This window comes from Massilia timonae (genome assembly GCF_001866515.1).
Classification (GTDB): Bacteria; Pseudomonadota; Gammaproteobacteria; order Burkholderiales; family Burkholderiaceae_D; genus Telluria; species Telluria timonae.
This window is the reverse complement of sequence record NZ_JRYB01000001.1, coordinates 2,840,103-2,855,397: the sequence shown is the minus strand read 5'-3', so window position 1 is coordinate 2,855,397 and position 15,295 is coordinate 2,840,103. Positions and strand designations below refer to the sequence as shown.

The window sequence follows — 15,295 nt, the reverse complement described above, 5'->3', positions numbered from 1 at the left end:
CTCAATGAATTAGATGATTTCAAGTTCGGCGCGCAGCGAACCGGACGCCTTCAACGCCTGCAGGATGGCCAGCAGGTCTTGCGGGGTGGCGCCGATCGAATTCATCGCCTTCACCACTTCGGCCAGCGAAGCGCCGCCCTTGACGTTGAGCACCTGGCCCGGTTCCTTCTTGATCTCGACGGTCGGATTCTGGGTCACGACGGTGGCGCCCAGGGTGCCCGGATTCGGCTGGCTCACCTGCGTGTCGGCGCCGATCGTCACCGACAGGTTGCCGTGCGAGATCGCGCAGTTTTCCAGCATCACGGCCTGGTTCATCACCACCGAACCGGTGCGCGCGTTCATGATCACCTTGGCCGAGGCCAGCGGCTGCTTGACGTCGATCTGCTCCAGCTGGCCCAGGAAGGCCACGCGCTGGTCGCTCGACGACGGGGTGCGCACGCGCACCACGCGGCCGTCCAGCGCCGTCGCGACGCCGGGACCGAACTGGTCGTTGACGGCTTCGACCACGCGCGCCGCGGTGGCGAAGTCGGTTTCTTTCAGTTCCAGGCGGATCTGGTTGTCCGCGCCGAGGTTCGAGGCCACCGCGCGCTCGACGGTCGCGCCGCCCGAGATGCGGCCCACCGACAGGTGGTTGACCTGCACCTGGGCGCCGCCGCCCGGGGCTTGCGCGCCGACGCCGCCGACCACCAGGCTGCCCTGGGCCATCGCGTACACCTGGCCGTCGGCGCCGTGCAGCGGCGCCATCAGCAAGGTGCCGCCGCGCAGGCTTTTCGCGTTGCCGATCGACGACACGGTGATGTCCAGCGTCTGGCCCGGCTGGGCGAAGGCCGGCAGCGAGGTGGTGACCATCACGGCCGCCACGTTCTTCAGTTGCAGCTGGACGCCGGCCGGCAGGTTGATGCCCTTCTGCTGCAGCATCGCCTTGATCGACTGCACGGTGAACGGGGTTTGCGTGGTCTGGTCGCCGGTGCCGTCCAGGCCCACGACGATGCCGTAGCCGGACAACTGGTTCTGGCGCACGCCGGCGATGGTCGCCAGGTCCTTCAGGCGCTCGGCCTGGGCCACTGGAGCAGTCCCCGCAAGCGCGGCGGCGAGCAGCATGAAGACGGTGATCTTACGCATGAATGACTCTTTAAATTAGAACGGCAGCATCGACAGGAAGAAGCGCGACAGCATCGAGGTCACCTCGGCGCGGTCGAGACGGCTGTTGGTGCGGTACTCGACCCGCGCATCGGCGATCACCGCCGACGAGACCGTATTGCCGGCCTGGATCGTGTCCGGGCTGACCATGCCCGAGAAACGAATGAACTCGGTGCCCTTGTTCATCGCGACCTGCTTTTCGCCGGCCACGATCAGGTTACCGTTGGGCAGCACTTCGGTGACGGTCACGCCGATGGTGCCGCTGAAGTTGTTCGAGGCGCTCTGGTTGTCGCCGTCGGCATACTTGGTGCCCGACTCGAGGTCGACGCCGGCGCCGATGACGCCAGCGATCACGCCAGGCGCCGTGAAGCTGGCGCTGCCGGTCTTGTTGCCCGAGCTGGCGCCGGTCTTGGTGGCGCTGGTGCGCTCGCTGATGTTCACGGTCAAGAGGTCGCCGATGTGGCGCGCGCGGCGGTCTTCGAACATCGGGCGGTAGCTGTTGACGTTGAAGATGGCGCCGTCGGTGGCTGGGGCAGTGTCGACCAGCATCGGACGGGCGCTGGTCGGGCCTTGCACGATGGTGGTCGGCGCGGTGTTGCAACCGGCAAGCAGCGCCACCGCGGCGAGGAAGGACAAAGACAGGGTTTTCATGATGACTGGATTAGAGCTGCGACAGTTTCTGGAGCATCTGGTCGGAAGTCGTGATCGCCTTGCTGTTGATCTCGTAGGCGCGCTGGGTCTGGATCATGGCGACCATTTCTTCGACCACGTTGACGTTCGACGCTTCGACATACCCTTGCATCAGGTTGCCTGCGCCATTGGTGCCCGGCACGTTGAGGTTCGGCGCACCGGAAGCGGTGGTTTCGACGTACAGGTTCTCGCCGCGCGACTCGAGGCCGGCGGGGTTGATGAAGGTGGCCAGTTGCAGGGCGCCAATCTGGGTCATCGCGGCTTCGCCGGCGATCTTGACCGACACGGTGCCGTCGCGGCCGACGCTGATCGATTCGGCGTTCACCGGCACGGTGATCGCCGGCTGGACCACGAAGCCGCTCGAGGTGACGAGCTGGCCGTTCTGGTCTTTCTGGAAGGAGCCGTCGCGGGTATACGCCTGGGTGCCGTCCGGCATCAGGACCGGGAAGTAGCCGGGACCGTTGACCATGACGTCCTTGTCGTTGCCGGTCAGCTGGGGGTTACCCTGGGTGTGGATGCGCTCGGTGGCGACGGTGCGCACACCGGTGCCGATCTGCAGGCCCGATGGCAGGTTGGTCTGCTGCGACGACTGGGCGCCGGGCTGGCGCACGTTCTGGTACAGCAGGTCCTCGAACACGGCGCGCGACTTCTTGAAGCCGTTGGTGCTGACGTTGGCGAGGTTGTTCGAAATGACGTCCAGGTTGGTCTGCTGGGCTTCCAGACCGGTCTTGGCGATGTACAGCGAACGAATCATGGCATTCTCCTATTGGTGGCAGGCGAACACCGCCACGCACAATAGAATTATGCCGGGGCAACTATCAATTCAAAGCGAGGATCTGGGTCGCTTTTGCGGCGTTATTCTCGGCGTTCTTCAACAGGCTCATTTGCGTGTCGAACGACCTTGCCAGGGAGATCATATCGACCATGCAATCGACCGGATTGACGTTGCTGCCCTCGAGCGCGCCGCCGGCCACCTGCACCGTGGGGTCGAGCTGGGCGTTGCCGCCATCCTTCAGGCGGAACAGGCCGTCGTCGCCGCGCACCAGGTCGCCCTCGGGCGGATTGACCAGCTTCAGGCGGCCCAGCACGGCCGGCGCGGCCGGCGAGTCGACGTTGGAAATGGTCGAGATGGTGCCGTCGCCGCCGATCGTCACGGTGGCGTCGGGCGGGATCGTGATCGGGCCGCCCTCGCCGGCGATGGTCTGGCCGGACGCCGTGGTCAGCACGCCGTTCGGGCTCATCTGCAGCGAACCGTTGCGGGTATACGCCTCGGTGCCGTCCGGCATCTGCACCGCCAGCCAGCCCTGCCCCTTCACCGCCACGTCCAGGTCGCGGCCCGTGACCTGCAGCGCGCCCGACGAGAAGTCGTTGCCGGCGGTCGAGTCGACCACGAAGGCGCGCGTCGGCAGGCCCGGGCCCTGCACCGGCGCCGAACGGAACACGTCGAGCTGGGCCCGGAAGCCCGTGGTGCTGACGTTGGCCAGGTTGTTCGAGGTCGTGGCCTGCTGTTCGAGGATGTGCTTGGCGCCGGAGGCGGCGGTGTAGATCAGGCGGTCCATGTCGTGGTCCTTAAGTAGTGCGGAAATGCGACGGTGCGTTCAAGCACCGCCGGCATGATCGTTAGCGCAGGTTCACCAGCGTCTGCAGCACCGAGTCCTGGGTCTTGATGGTCTGCGCATTCGCCTGGTACACGCGCTGCGCGGTGATCATGTTGACCAGCTCGGCGGTCAGGTCGACGCTCGAGGCTTCGACCGAACCCGACTGCAGCACGCCCATGCCGCCGGTGCCGGCGGTGCCGATCAGCGGAGTGCCCGACTGGGCCGATTCGGCCCAGGCGTTGTTACCCAGCGGCTCCAGCCCGTTCGGATTGGTGAAGTTGGCCAGGATCACCTGGCCCAGCGCCTTGGTCTGGCCATTGCTGTACTGGCCCAGGATCACGCCGTCGGCGCCGGTGGTGAAGCGCTGCAGGGCGCCCGGCTTGTAGCCGTCCTGGTCCAGGCGCTTCTCGCTGGTGGCGTTGCCGTACTGGGTGCTCTTGGCGAAGTCGAAGGTCACCGGGATCTGCAGCTCGGCGCCGGTGGACGGCACGACCGGCAGCGAAGCCGAGAACTTGCCGTTGAAGCCGGGGCCGGTGCCGCTGGTCGCCATGTTCAGCGCGCCGTTGGTGTCGAAGTTCAGGGTGCCCAGCTTCGCGCTCGGCACTTTCAGCGCCTTCAGGATGGCGGCGTCGACCTGCTCCGGCGTCGAGCCCGGCACGGCGGCGGCGGTGTTGGCGGCGGCCGCGATGGCGTCGCGGTCGTCCTGGCTCATCTCGAGGCCGGCTGCCTGGTAGGCTTCGAGCGCCTTGTCCAGCACGGTCTGGGCCGCCGTTTCGGCATAGTCGCCGATCGCGCCGGCCTTGTCCGCCGTGGCGGCATTGTCCCAGGCCGCGCGCGCCGCGACCGTCTCGGCGTCGGTCAGGGTGACGCCGGCCACGTTCAGGGCGTTGGTTTCGCTGCCGTCCATGCTGGTGTACACGTCCCAGGTGCCCGCCTCGGTCTTCACGTAATACAGCGACAGGGTATGCGGATTGCCCAGCGTGTCGTACGTGCTCAGCGGGCTCTGCTTGTTATACGTGGTCGGATCGTCCGGATTGAACGGCTTGTTGGCCGGCGGCTGCGAGCGCGAATCGAGCTGGATCTCGGCGAAGATGTTCGAAGTGACCTTCGGCGGCTGGTCCGAGGTGTCGATCTGGATCGGCACCGGGGCGCCGGCGGCCAGCTGGCCGTTCGTTCCCAGGCCGTAGCCGGTCAGCTTGGCGCCCTGGGCGTTGACGACATAGCCGTTCTTGTCGAGCGAGAACTGGCCATTGCGCGAATACTGGACCACGCCGGCCTGCTCGATGCGGAAGAAGCCGGCGCCGTTGATGGCGATGTCGAGCGGGTTGCCCGAGGTTTCGATATTGCCCTGGTTGAATTGCTGGGCGATGGCCGCGACCTTCACGCCGATGCCGGCCTGGGTGCCGCCGGCGCCGTTGAGCGCATTGGCGTAGACGTCGGCGAACTGGGTGGTCGACCCCTTGAAGCCGACCGTGCTGGCGTTGGCGATATTGTTGCCGATGACGTCAAGCGATTTGGCGGCGCCGTTCAAGCCGCTCAAGCCTTGTTGGAAAGACATGGTAATACTCCTGAATGAGGTAAAGGTAAGCGGCTTGCTTACATGACTTGTTTGATGTCGGCCAGGGTCACGGCGCCCTTGCCCGGCAGGTTGAGCTTGACGCCATCCTTGCCGCCAGTGGTGACGCTGGCGACGCTGTCGAAGGCCAGCGCCTTGGCATCCGTGAGCGTCTCGCCGCCGCGGGTGGCCACCACGCGGAAGGAATACGAACCGTCCGCCAGCACGACCGGCTTGCCGTCGGCATCGAGATTGTTCGGGTCGGGCACGCCGTCCCAGGCGATCGGGATGATGCCCGCTTCCTGCGCGCCCATTTCCAGCGAAGCGACGTCCTTGCCGCTGGCGTCGCTGATGACGATCTGCACCTTGTCGGCCGGGGTTTCCAGCTCCACGCCCAGGATCGCCTGGCTCTTTTGCAGCAGGATGCCGTCGCCTTCGACCAGCACGCCGGAGCCGATCAGCTGGGTCGCCTGCAGCGACTCGGTCGACTGGTAGCTCGACTTGAGCGATTCCAGGGTCGTGTTCAGCTTGTTCACGCCGGTCACCGTCTGCAGCTGGGCCAGCTGGCTGGTCATCTGCGCATTGTCCATCGGGTTCAACGGATCCTGGTTCTGCAGCTGGGTGACGAGCAGGGTCATGAACTTGTCGGTGTCGGCCTGGACGCTGTCGGTCTCGGTCTTGGCCTTGGCGTTCATTGCCGTCTGCAGGTCGGAAATATTCGAGGTGGCGCTCTGGGTGCTGATCGGGCTGGTCATGGTAGATAAGAAGGTTATTGGCCGATGGTCAGGGTCTTGAGCAGCATGGTCTTGGCTGCGTTCATGGTTTCGACGTTGGTCTGGTAGGAGCGCGAGGCGGACAGCATGTTCACCATCTCGTCGACCACATTCACGTTGGGCATCGATACATAGCCCTTGTCGTCGGCCATCGGATGCTTGGGATCGTAGACCTGCTTGAGCGGCGACGGGTCTTCGACCACTTCGCGCACGCGCACGCCGGTGGCGCCCGAGGCGGTCGGCACCGACTCGAACACGACCGCCTTGGCGCGGTAGGCTTCGCCGGTGGGCGAGGTGGCGCTGTCGGCATTGGCCAGGTTGCTGGCGGTGGTGTTCAGGCGCTGGGCCTGGGCGCTCATCGCCGAGCCCGACACATTGAAGATATTAAATAGCGACATGGTCAGTCCTTATTGGCTCTGCAGCGCCGTCATCAGGCCCTTCAGCTGGCTGTTGATCATCATGATCCCGGCCTCGTAGCGCAGCGCGTTGTCGGCGAACTGGTTGCGCTCGACGTCCATGTCGACGGTATTGCCGTCGACGCTGCCCTGCACCACGCCGCGGTACAGCACCGGGGTGCCATTCGCCAGGGTGTCGCCGGTAGCGGCGCCGCGCGGGATGTGGCCGTTATTGGTGGTGTTCATCGCGCCGGCGTTCTTGCCGCCTGCCATCGCATTCTGCAGGGCGCTGGCGAAGTCGATGTCGCGCGCCTTGTAGTTGGGCGTGTCGGCGTTGGCGATGTTCGACGCCAGCAGTTCCTGGCGCTGCGAGCGCAGGGACAGTGCGGTTTCATTGAAACGCAGGTAGTTGTCGAGATTGCCGATCATGCTGCCTCCGAGGGTGGCTTGTTGGGACAGAAGCGATGATACGGACCCGGCTTGCCGGCCAATCGACGGAGTAGGAGGTAAAAATCCCCCGTTATTCAATGTTTCGCTACGGAATCATTCGACCTAAGATGGCAGCATTCCGATCTCCCATCAACTGGAATCTCCATGAAACAGCAACTTGTCGCCTTTTCGCTGCTCGCCCTCGTGTTCGGCGGCGCGCAGGCGCAACAGACATCCGGCGCCGGGCGCCAGAAGGCGGAAAGCGTGCGCGCGGTCGCCGAACAGTTCCTGAAGACCCAGAGCGCCGGCCTGCCGGGCCAGGTGACGGTGAAGGTGGGCGGCGTCGACCCACGTCTGAGCCTGCCGGCCTGCCCGGCGCCGGAAGCCTTCCTGCAACCCGGCGCCCGCCCCTGGGGCAAGACCACGGTGGGCGTGCGCTGCGCCGCCCCGTCCTGGTCGCTGTACCTGCAGGCGCAGGTGAGCGTGGTGGCCGACTACGTCGCCGCCGCCGTGCCGCTGGCCCAGGGCCAGCCGCTGGACGCAAGCCAGCTGGTGCTGGTGAAGGCCGATATCGCCGCCATGCCGAACGGCATCATCACCGACATCGCGCAGGCGATCGGCCGCACCCCGACCATCTCGCTGCCGGCCGGCACCGCGCTGCGCACGGACACCTTGCGCGCGCAGCAGGTGATCAAGCAGGGCCAGGCGGTACGACTGGTGTCGCGCGGTTCGAACTTCTCCGTGACGAGCGAGGCGAAGGCGATCAACAACGCCAGCGACGGCCAGGTGGTGCAGGTGCGCACCCAGTCCGGCACCGTCGTCAGCGGCCTGGCGCGCAACGGCGGCATGGTGGAAATAGTTCTATAAAGAAATGTGATTTTCGCGGCATCGAAATCGTGATTGATCGCTAAAGTTTGTAAAGGCGCAGCCGTTACATCAAGCAGATCCCGGAGCTTGTAGCTTCGAACCGAGAAGGATGATGCTGTGAAAATCAACGATACGCTCAAGGGCAACCCCGGCCTCCAACCGGCGACCGCGCAGACGAATACCGCGCGTGGCGCCGACAAGGCCGCAACGACGGCGCCGACGACCCAGGCGCAGACCGACAGCGTGCGGCTGTCCTCGCAGGGCCAGGCGATGGCCAATGCGGTGGGCGGCGGCGCGCAGGTGTTCGACGCGAAGAAGGTCGAACGCATCAAGATGGCCATCGCCGATGGCCAGTTCCAAGTCAACTCCGAGAAAGTGGCGGACGGCTTGCTAGAAACCGTACGCGACTTGCTCCATTCAAGACAACGCTAAACCATGACTCCGAGCCCGACCCAGACCATTGCAGCCGAACACCAGCACCTCGACGCCCTCGTGGCATTGATGAAACAGGAACAGCAATCCCTGGTCGCGCTCGACGCCGACGAACTGTCCAGCCTGACCACGCAGAAGAACGCCCTGCTGGCCAGCCTGTCGAGCCTGTCGCAACAGCGCCACGCAGCGCTGCGGGCAGCCGGATGCGAGGGATCGGAAGCGGGCATGGGTCCATGGCTGGCCGCCAGCGACGATGGCGGCGCGCGGGAACAATGGGAACGCATGCTGGACGTGGCCCGCGAAGCAAAAGAACTCAACCGCGTCAATGGCATGCTGATCAGCAAGCAACTGGCGCACAACCAGGGCGTGCTCAACGCCCTGCGCACCCCCACCAATGCGCCGACCGGCGCGATCTACGGCGCCAGCGGCCAGACCGTGGGGCTGGGGGCATCGAAGCGGTACGTTGTCGGGTAATCCCGCAGTTGGTGGCGCTAACCGAGCGCAATAAGAATTCCGCCTGGCAATTAAGGGGGCATAATACCGGTCCATCCCGTTGCTCCTTCTATTGCGTCACCGCGCACAGGCCTGTCACATGCTCGCCACCCAGCAGATTTTCCTGATCGCTTCGCTGCTCTGCTTTCTCGTCTTCCTGGCCCTGCTGGCCGCCGGATCGGAGAACGTGCGGGGCATGCGCGCCATGCTGGCCTCGGCCGTGCTGGGCCTGGTGGGCAATCTGCTGTACGCCTTCGGGCGCGAACTGCCGCCGCTGCTGGCCTATGAAGTGGCGAACATGGCCTATGCCGGCGCCGGCGCCGCGCTGGCGGCCGGCTACCGCCAGCTGGCCGGCCTGCCGGCGCGCCTCGGGCCGCTGGCGCTGCTGGTGGGCGCGGTCGGCCTCTTGATCGCGCTATTTCACTACCGCTTCGATTCCTTCGCCGCGCGCAGCGCCGTCGCCTCGCTGTTCCAGGCCGCCGTCTGCGTGGACATCGCGCGCAGCGTGCTGGCGCCCGCTGCCCTGAACAAGGTGCAACGCTTCGTACTGCTCATGTGCGGCCTGGTCGTGGCCGGCCACGCCGTGCGCATGGCCTGGCTGCTGCTGGCGGCCGAACCGCCAGATTCGCTGCTGCAGCCGAGCAGCGCCAGCCTGGCGATCCTGACCGCCGCCGCGCTGGCGCTGCCGGCGCTGACGCTGGGCGGCCTGTTGACCATGCACCGCTACATCCTGCAGCAGGCCGAGTACGTCGCCAACCACGACCACCTGACCGGCGCCTGGTCGCGCAAGGCCTTCTTCGACATCGCCGAGCGCGAGCTGGGGCGCAGCCGGCGCAACGGCCAGCCGCTGGCCCTGATGCTGATCGACCTCGACCATTTCAAGGAAATCAACGACGGCGGCGGCCACGAGGCCGGCGACGTCGCCCTGCAGCTGGTGGCCGAACGCGCCCGCGCCTCGCTGCGCGCGGCCGACTGCATGGCGCGCCTGGGCGGCGACGAGTTCGCGGTGCTGTTGCCCGACACCACCCTGGCCCAGGCCTGCACGGTGGGCGAAAAGCTGCAGGCCGAGCTGCGCCAGCTGGCCGCCACCCTGGAGCGCCATGCCGGACAAGCCCCGCTGACCCTGAGCATCGGCGTGACCGCGACCCAGGCCGACGAGGCATTCAAGGCGACCCTGGCGCGCGCCGACGCCGCGCTGTACGCAGCCAAGTCGGCCGGCCGCGACAAGGTGATCGCGCTGGCGCCGCAATTGCAGCCGATGCGCCCGCGCCAGGCCGGCTAGGACCCGCCCCGCACGACCGACCAGCTTGCACGGAAAGTCCTACGTGGCGGCGCTCTCCCCTCCTATTGGGAACGATGACCCGCGGTCCCACCTGGTCATTTTGTCAGCTGTGCCAAGGAGAGCATCATGGAAGATAAAAAACCGAAAGACACCCGGCAGGACAATCCGGACCAGGACCTGCGCCAGGGCCGCGCCGATTCCTATGCGGGCTTCGTGACCGACGATACGAACGGCATCTCGAGCATCGGCTCGGGCAACCAGCAGTCCGGCATCCAGAGCAACTTCGCCAAGGCTTCGCCCGAAAGCAACGTCGGCCCGGCCGGCGCGGCGCAGAGCAGCCATGGCAATGCATCCGGGCCGATTCCCGGCGGCGTGCTGGGCAAGTCCGAAGACAGGCAGAACGGCCAGTCGGCGATCGGCGGCGCGGCCACCGGCGGCTCGCCCGGCACCCACTACGACCGGGCGACGCAGGATTATGTGGGGCGTGCCAGCGATGACAAGATCAGCGAGCGGCTGGCCGAGGGCGCCGAGAGTTCGGGGACGCCGGGGGATGGCCCGCGGTAGTTTACAAAGCTCAGTTCCAGCAGCGTGGCGCCCCGCCAACGATGTGGCGGGGCGGATACCACGGCATGTTTCGGCGTCCTGATTGCACGCCGAACAGCAATACATTCGTCCAAATGTTTATAATGATGGCTCCGATAAATTCCCGGCCATCATGGCGCCCGACCCCTCTCCGCACGATGTGCGCTCCGCCTTCCGGCGTGAATTCGTTTCTCCCCACCTCTGGCGCACCCGGATCGTCGTGGTCAGCATGGCCGCCATCGCCGGACTGGTCGTGGTGGCCTTCACCTGGCTCGCCGAATCCGCCTTCGGACGATTCCAGCAACTCAATGACATGGCATGGTGGGCGCCGCTGCTCTGGACGCCGTTGTGCTGCGCCGCCATCGTCTGGGTGACGCGCCGTTATGTGCGCGGCGCCGGCGGCTCCGGCATCCCGCAAGTGATGGCGGCGCTCGATCCCGCGCTGTCGGGCGGACGCCGTCCCCTCCTCGTGTCGCTCAAGCTGAGCCTGGCCAAGATCGGCCTGACCTCGGCCGGCCTGCTGGGCGGCTTGTCGCTGGGGCGCGAAGGCCCGTCGGTGCAGATCGCGGCCGGCGTGATGTTGTCGGCCCGGCGCTGGCTGCCGCGGCGCAGCGGCATCAGCGCGCACTCTTTATTAGTGGCGGGCGGCGCGGCCGGCATCGCCGCCGCCTTCAACACCCCGCTGGCGGGCATCATGTTCGCGATCGAAGAGCTGTCGCGCACGCCCGAGCAGCGCAACAGCGGCCTGATCGTCGCCGGCATCGTGCTGGCCGGCCTGATCGCCGTTTCCGTTCACGGCAACGGCCCCCACTTCGGCGTGATCCACCCCGGACCGATCGGCCTGGCCCTGCTGTGGCCGGGATTGCTGGCGGCCGTGGTGTGCGGCTTCGCCGGCGGCCTGTTCGCGCGGCTGCTGCTGGCCAGCCTGCGCGGAACGTCGCCCGACCTGCCCAGCCGCTGGCGCGCCCGCTACCCGGTGCGTTTCGCCCTCGGCTGCGGCCTCGTGGTCGCCGTCATCGGCATCGTCAGCGGGGGCGCCACCTATGGCAGCGGCAACGAGGCGACCCGCGGCTTGCTCGAGAACGAAGCCAGCGTGCCGGTCGCATTCGCCCTGTTCAAGTTCGTGGCCACCTGGCTGACCGCCTGGTCGGGCGTGCCGGCCGGGATTTTCGCGCCATCGCTGTCGATCGGCGCCGCCCTGGGCCATGACATCGCCGTGCTGACCGGCTATCCGCATGCGCCGGCGCTGATCGCGCTGGGAATGGTGGGCTTCCTCGCTGCGGCGACCCAGGCGCCGCTGACGGCCTTCATCATCGTCATGGAGATGGTCGACGGGCATGGCATGGTGCTGAGCCTGATGGCTTGCGCGGTCGTGGCGAGCACGGTGTCGCGCGTGCTCGGCCCGCCGCTGTATGGGGCACTGGCGGCAATCCAGTTGCCGCCGCGGCCGCAGCGTGATACGCACAACGCGGCTGACGCCAGCGATGCCGGCCGGCATGATCGATAGTGATCTAAAAAATGCCGATGCGGCATGGCACCAATTCTGGCCGGAAATGTTTCATAAAAGGAATACAGTTGGTATAGTACATGTATCTGTTCATAATCCTGTTTCATTTTTGCGTAAATACACCATGCACAATTGAATACATTTTATGACCATGAAACAATCGGAGAGTTTTGTTGAAGAACGATCCATGTAGAATCCCCGACGATTGCGCACTGCATCATGGAAACTCCGTGAATCGGTGGGGCCAAGGTTGTTGGCCTGTATTGATAACGCTCTCAACTTAGCCCATGGCAATGCCGGCGAAGCTCGTGCCGAACTCTTCGATTTGTATCGATTTCCCGTTTGCAGCATTGCATCGGGAGCCGCCCCTGTCACGACGGGCCCACGATATCTAGGGTGCGCAAGCAAGGTCCACAGGCAGTGCTTGTGCACCTGGAGCGTCCGGTCTTACCGGGAATTTTGATCCTACTTAGGAGTAGTACATGTACGATACCAACGCCACCGCGATCAGCAACCAGCTGAAAGCTACCTCGGCGCAATTCTTCAGCGATGAAACCATTGCAAGCATTCTGGACCTGCTGCCAGCAAGCGGCACCGTCGTTGCTGACAATGTCACCGCCGCCAACAATGCCACGATCACCGCGGCAGCAGGCGTCGATGTCGTGTTCATCGAGACCTCGCCTACCCAGCAGACCACCCTCACCGTGACCGGTGACGTCCCTGCAATCTTCTTCCAGGGCAATGGCGGCGTTGACGCAACCATCGGCACCGCACCAGCACCAGCTGCAACCGGCAACTCGTCGGCAGCGACCGTGGCCGGCGAAGAAATCGCGCGCGTCGTGGTGGGCACCGCAGGCGCCGACACCATCACCATCGCCGATGGCGTGAACACCCAAGTGGTCGCCGGTGACGAAGACACCGTCGTCGCAGGTTCGGGCCGCACCCTGGTGGTCGCCGCCGAAGGCAGCAGCACCGTCGTGGGCAACGACAAGACCGTCGTCCAGGCAGTGGGCGCCGAAGAAGACTTCGTCATCACCACCGAAGGCGGCAAAGCCACCATCGTCAACGCCGCGACCGGCGTGTCGGTGACCATGAGCGACGTCGACTTCGTCCAGCTGGATGGCGACGACGTGCTGATCTTCGCTGCCAACGAGAAGCAGGCAGCCGTGGCCAACCTGTACCACGCACTGCTGGGCCGTAACGCGGACGCCGGCGGTCTGGAGTTCTGGTACGACCACGCCGATGGCACCACCACCCTGCACACGATCGCTTCGGGCTTCCTGGAGTCGGCCGAGTACACCGCCAAGGACCAGGACAACGCCGAGTTCGTCGACGCCCTGTACGCAGGTCTGTTCGGCCGTCCAGCCGATGCAGCCGGCGCCGATTACTGGCTGGATCGCCTGGAAGACGGTGCTTCGCGCGCTGACGTGGCAACCGCGTTCGCGGAAGCGTCGGTCGACGGCGCCGAAGTGGAGATCGTCGGTACGGTCACCATCATCGACCCAACCGTGTAATTAAGTAGCACGATGCAACACCCAAAAGGGGGCCCTGCCCCCTTTTTCCTCTCTACGTGCACGTCCCGCCTGCGGGACGATGCACTTCTGACGCGAGCTGTGGAATTGTTCACGGCTGGCCAGCACGCCGATGCGCTGTTGGCCGCCGAATACGTATGCCGCCGCTTGCCTATGAACCGCATTCCCGCCATCCTGCGCGCCAAGATCCTGCAAACGGCCTATCCGTTCATGGCCTCCCGCGCCTGGCACGCCGCATGGCTGAGCGAAGCGGAGAATCCCCTGCTGCAGGACGTCATGCTGCAGGCCTGGCTGAAGGACGGCGGCCGCGCCGACGTCGCCAGCCTGGGCCCGGCCTTCCTGCCCGCGCGTTGCCGCGCGGGGCGCCATGACAGCCTGATGCCCATCCTGCGCGCGGCCGGCGTCACCCATACCGGCGCTTGCTGGAAGAACGGCGACGCGATCGAAGCGATGGTTTTCCTCGGCAATGGCGCGCCACGCGCGACCCTGCTGCTGTCCGACGAGACCACCCAGTACCAGTTCGAGGTGCCTGGCGACGGCGCCCGCGTGCGCTTGACGCCGCCGCGCCCCGGCGCCGTGTGGTCGATCACCCTGCTGCAACCCGACGGCCGCCGGCAACTGCTGCCCGGCTCGCCGCTGGCGTTCTACGAGACGCCGACCGTTCGCGCCGGCTCGGAGCCGGCCCCGACGAACCCTGCCGATACCGCCGTGCGGCCGGTATCGGTCGTGATCCCCGTCTACCGCGAGCTGGCGCTGGTGCGCGCCTGCATCGAGAGTGTGAAGACCAGCCTGCCGCTCAACGGCACGCCGGCCAAGATCGTGGTGGTGGACGACTGCAGTCCCGAGCCCGCCCTTTCCGCCTGGCTCGACAAGCAGGCGGCGGCCGGCGCCATCACGCTGCTGCGCAATGCCTGCAACCTTGGTTTCATCGAGACGGTCAACCGCGGCATGCGCGCCCATCCGAACCACGACGTGCTGCTGCTCAATGCCGACACCCAGGTGCACGGCGACTGGATCGACCGCCTGGCGCGCGCCCTGTACGCGACGCCGGACGTCGCCTCGGTCACGCCCTGGACCAATAACGGCGAGATCAGCAGCTTCCCGGTGATGAGCCAGGCCGCGCCCGCCCCGGACACGCGCGAACTCGCGCTGCTCGACCAGGTGGCGGCCGACGTGCGCGCCGCCCCGGGCGGCGCCGACATCGAACTGCCGTCCTGCTGCGGTTTCACGATGCTGATCCGGCGCACGGTGCTCGACGCCATCGGCATGCTCGACGGCACCGCGCTGATCCGCGGCTACGGCGAAGAAGTCGACTGGTGCATGCGCGCCCGCGCCGCCGGCTGGCGCCACCTGCAGGCCACCGGCGTGTTCGTCGCGCACGAAGGCACGGTGTCGTTCCGTGCCGAGAAGACGCTGCGCGTGGCGCAGAACCGGGGCGTGGTGGTGGCGCGCTATCCCGACTATTACTCCGAATTTACCGCCTTCCAGCACGGCGATCCACTGGCCGCTGCACGCCTTCAATTGCGCGATGCGCTCGCACAGTCGCGCGCATCCGGCTGGCTGCGCAAGGCCGATGCGGCGCAGCACACCGCCGCCTTGCCGCAGACCGTGGCGAAGAAGCCTTTGCCGGCGATGCTGCCGGCGCTGCCTTCCTCCATGCAGCGCATCGCGGTCTGGCGACACGACCCGCTGGCGCCGGCGGCGCGACAAGTGCTGGCACTGGCGCGCATGATTGCCAGCCGGCCGCAGCTGCGTATGCGGCTGCTGGTGATCGGCGGCGCGAGCGATGCGCTCCTTCACACCGGCGTAGTCGACCACGTGCCGCAATTGCAGGGCGATGCCCTGCCGCTGCTGGACGACGTACGCCTGCTCCAGGTTGCCGGCTGCCGCGCCGTGCTGACCGACGACCCTGCGGGCCTGCCTCCCAAGCTGCGTCCCGTGCTCCTCGACGACGGCTTCGATGCCGCCGCCTGGCTGAACGATTGGCTTACCCGCAACGCAGGCGCCAAGGCCGCCTGATA

The 15,295-nt window shown here is 66.3% G+C and carries 16 protein-coding genes; 8 read left to right on the top strand and 8 right to left on the bottom strand.

The window, feature by feature from the left end; genetic code table 11:
- Nucleotides 1-9: 9 nt before the first annotated feature.
- The 8 genes from LO55_RS12280 to flgB form a co-directional block, all read right to left on the bottom strand.
- Nucleotides 10-1,122, bottom strand: a complete 1,113-nt coding sequence (locus LO55_RS12280; protein WP_071361656.1) for a flagellar basal body P-ring protein FlgI — start codon at nt 1,120-1,122, stop codon at nt 10-12.
- A 15-nt stretch (nt 1,123-1,137) separates the two neighbouring features.
- Complete coding sequence (locus LO55_RS12275; protein WP_071361655.1) at nt 1,138-1,791, bottom strand: flagellar basal body L-ring protein FlgH; 654 nt, start codon at nt 1,789-1,791, stop codon at nt 1,138-1,140.
- Nucleotides 1,792-1,801: 10 nt separating this feature from the next.
- Complete coding sequence (gene flgG / locus LO55_RS12270) at nt 1,802-2,584, bottom strand: flagellar basal-body rod protein FlgG (protein WP_071361654.1); 783 nt, start codon at nt 2,582-2,584, stop codon at nt 1,802-1,804.
- Nucleotides 2,585-2,648: 64 nt separating this feature from the next.
- The gene (gene flgF / locus LO55_RS12265; RefSeq protein ID WP_071361653.1) at nt 2,649-3,389 is read right to left on the bottom strand and encodes a flagellar basal-body rod protein FlgF; all 741 of its coding nucleotides are present in this window, start codon (nt 3,387-3,389) and stop codon (nt 2,649-2,651) included.
- Nucleotides 3,390-3,450: 61 nt separating this feature from the next.
- Nucleotides 3,451-4,986, bottom strand: a complete 1,536-nt coding sequence (locus LO55_RS12260; protein ID WP_071361652.1) for a flagellar hook protein FlgE — start codon at nt 4,984-4,986, stop codon at nt 3,451-3,453.
- Between the two features lie 38 nt (nt 4,987-5,024).
- Nucleotides 5,025-5,738, bottom strand: coding sequence for a flagellar hook assembly protein FlgD (locus LO55_RS12255; protein WP_071361651.1), 714 nt, complete (start codon nt 5,736-5,738; stop codon nt 5,025-5,027).
- A gap of 14 nt (nt 5,739-5,752) precedes the next feature.
- The gene (flgC, locus tag LO55_RS12250; protein ID WP_071361650.1) at nt 5,753-6,154 is read right to left on the bottom strand and encodes a flagellar basal body rod protein FlgC; all 402 of its coding nucleotides are present in this window, start codon (nt 6,152-6,154) and stop codon (nt 5,753-5,755) included.
- 9 nt (nt 6,155-6,163) lie between these two features.
- Nucleotides 6,164-6,580: a flagellar basal body rod protein FlgB gene (flgB, locus tag LO55_RS12245; protein WP_071361649.1), complete on the bottom strand. Its 417-nt coding sequence runs from the start codon at nt 6,578-6,580 to the stop codon at nt 6,164-6,166.
- Between the two features lie 165 nt (nt 6,581-6,745).
- On the opposite strand from flgB, the gene flgA reads away from it, so the two are divergent.
- From flgA to LO55_RS12205, 8 genes are all read left to right on the top strand, one after another.
- Nucleotides 6,746-7,447: a flagellar basal body P-ring formation chaperone FlgA gene (flgA, locus tag LO55_RS12240; protein WP_071361648.1), complete on the top strand. Its 702-nt coding sequence runs from the start codon at nt 6,746-6,748 to the stop codon at nt 7,445-7,447.
- A gap of 117 nt (nt 7,448-7,564) precedes the next feature.
- Nucleotides 7,565-7,879: a flagellar biosynthesis anti-sigma factor FlgM gene (flgM, locus tag LO55_RS12235; RefSeq protein WP_071361647.1), complete on the top strand. Its 315-nt coding sequence runs from the start codon at nt 7,565-7,567 to the stop codon at nt 7,877-7,879.
- A gap of 3 nt (nt 7,880-7,882) precedes the next feature.
- The gene (locus LO55_RS12230) at nt 7,883-8,353 is read left to right on the top strand and encodes a flagella synthesis protein FlgN (RefSeq protein WP_071361646.1); all 471 of its coding nucleotides are present in this window, start codon (nt 7,883-7,885) and stop codon (nt 8,351-8,353) included.
- Between the two features lie 118 nt (nt 8,354-8,471).
- A complete protein-coding gene (locus tag LO55_RS27295; RefSeq protein ID WP_071361645.1) occupies nt 8,472-9,653 on the top strand; it encodes a GGDEF domain-containing protein in 1,182 nt (393 codons plus the stop codon).
- Between the two features lie 126 nt (nt 9,654-9,779).
- Nucleotides 9,780-10,217 (top strand): hypothetical protein, encoded by a 438-nt coding sequence (locus LO55_RS12220; protein WP_071361644.1) that lies wholly within the window; start codon nt 9,780-9,782, stop codon nt 10,215-10,217.
- A gap of 151 nt (nt 10,218-10,368) precedes the next feature.
- On the top strand, nt 10,369-11,742 hold the full coding sequence (locus LO55_RS12215; RefSeq protein WP_071361643.1) for a chloride channel protein: 1,374 nt from the start codon (nt 10,369-10,371) through the stop codon (nt 11,740-11,742).
- A 482-nt stretch (nt 11,743-12,224) separates the two neighbouring features.
- Complete coding sequence (locus LO55_RS12210; protein ID WP_071361642.1) at nt 12,225-13,256, top strand: DUF4214 domain-containing protein; 1,032 nt, start codon at nt 12,225-12,227, stop codon at nt 13,254-13,256.
- A 171-nt stretch (nt 13,257-13,427) separates the two neighbouring features.
- Nucleotides 13,428-15,293, top strand: a complete 1,866-nt coding sequence (locus tag LO55_RS12205) for a glycosyltransferase family 2 protein (protein WP_177185521.1) — start codon at nt 13,428-13,430, stop codon at nt 15,291-15,293.
- Nucleotides 15,294-15,295: the final 2 nt, after the last annotated feature.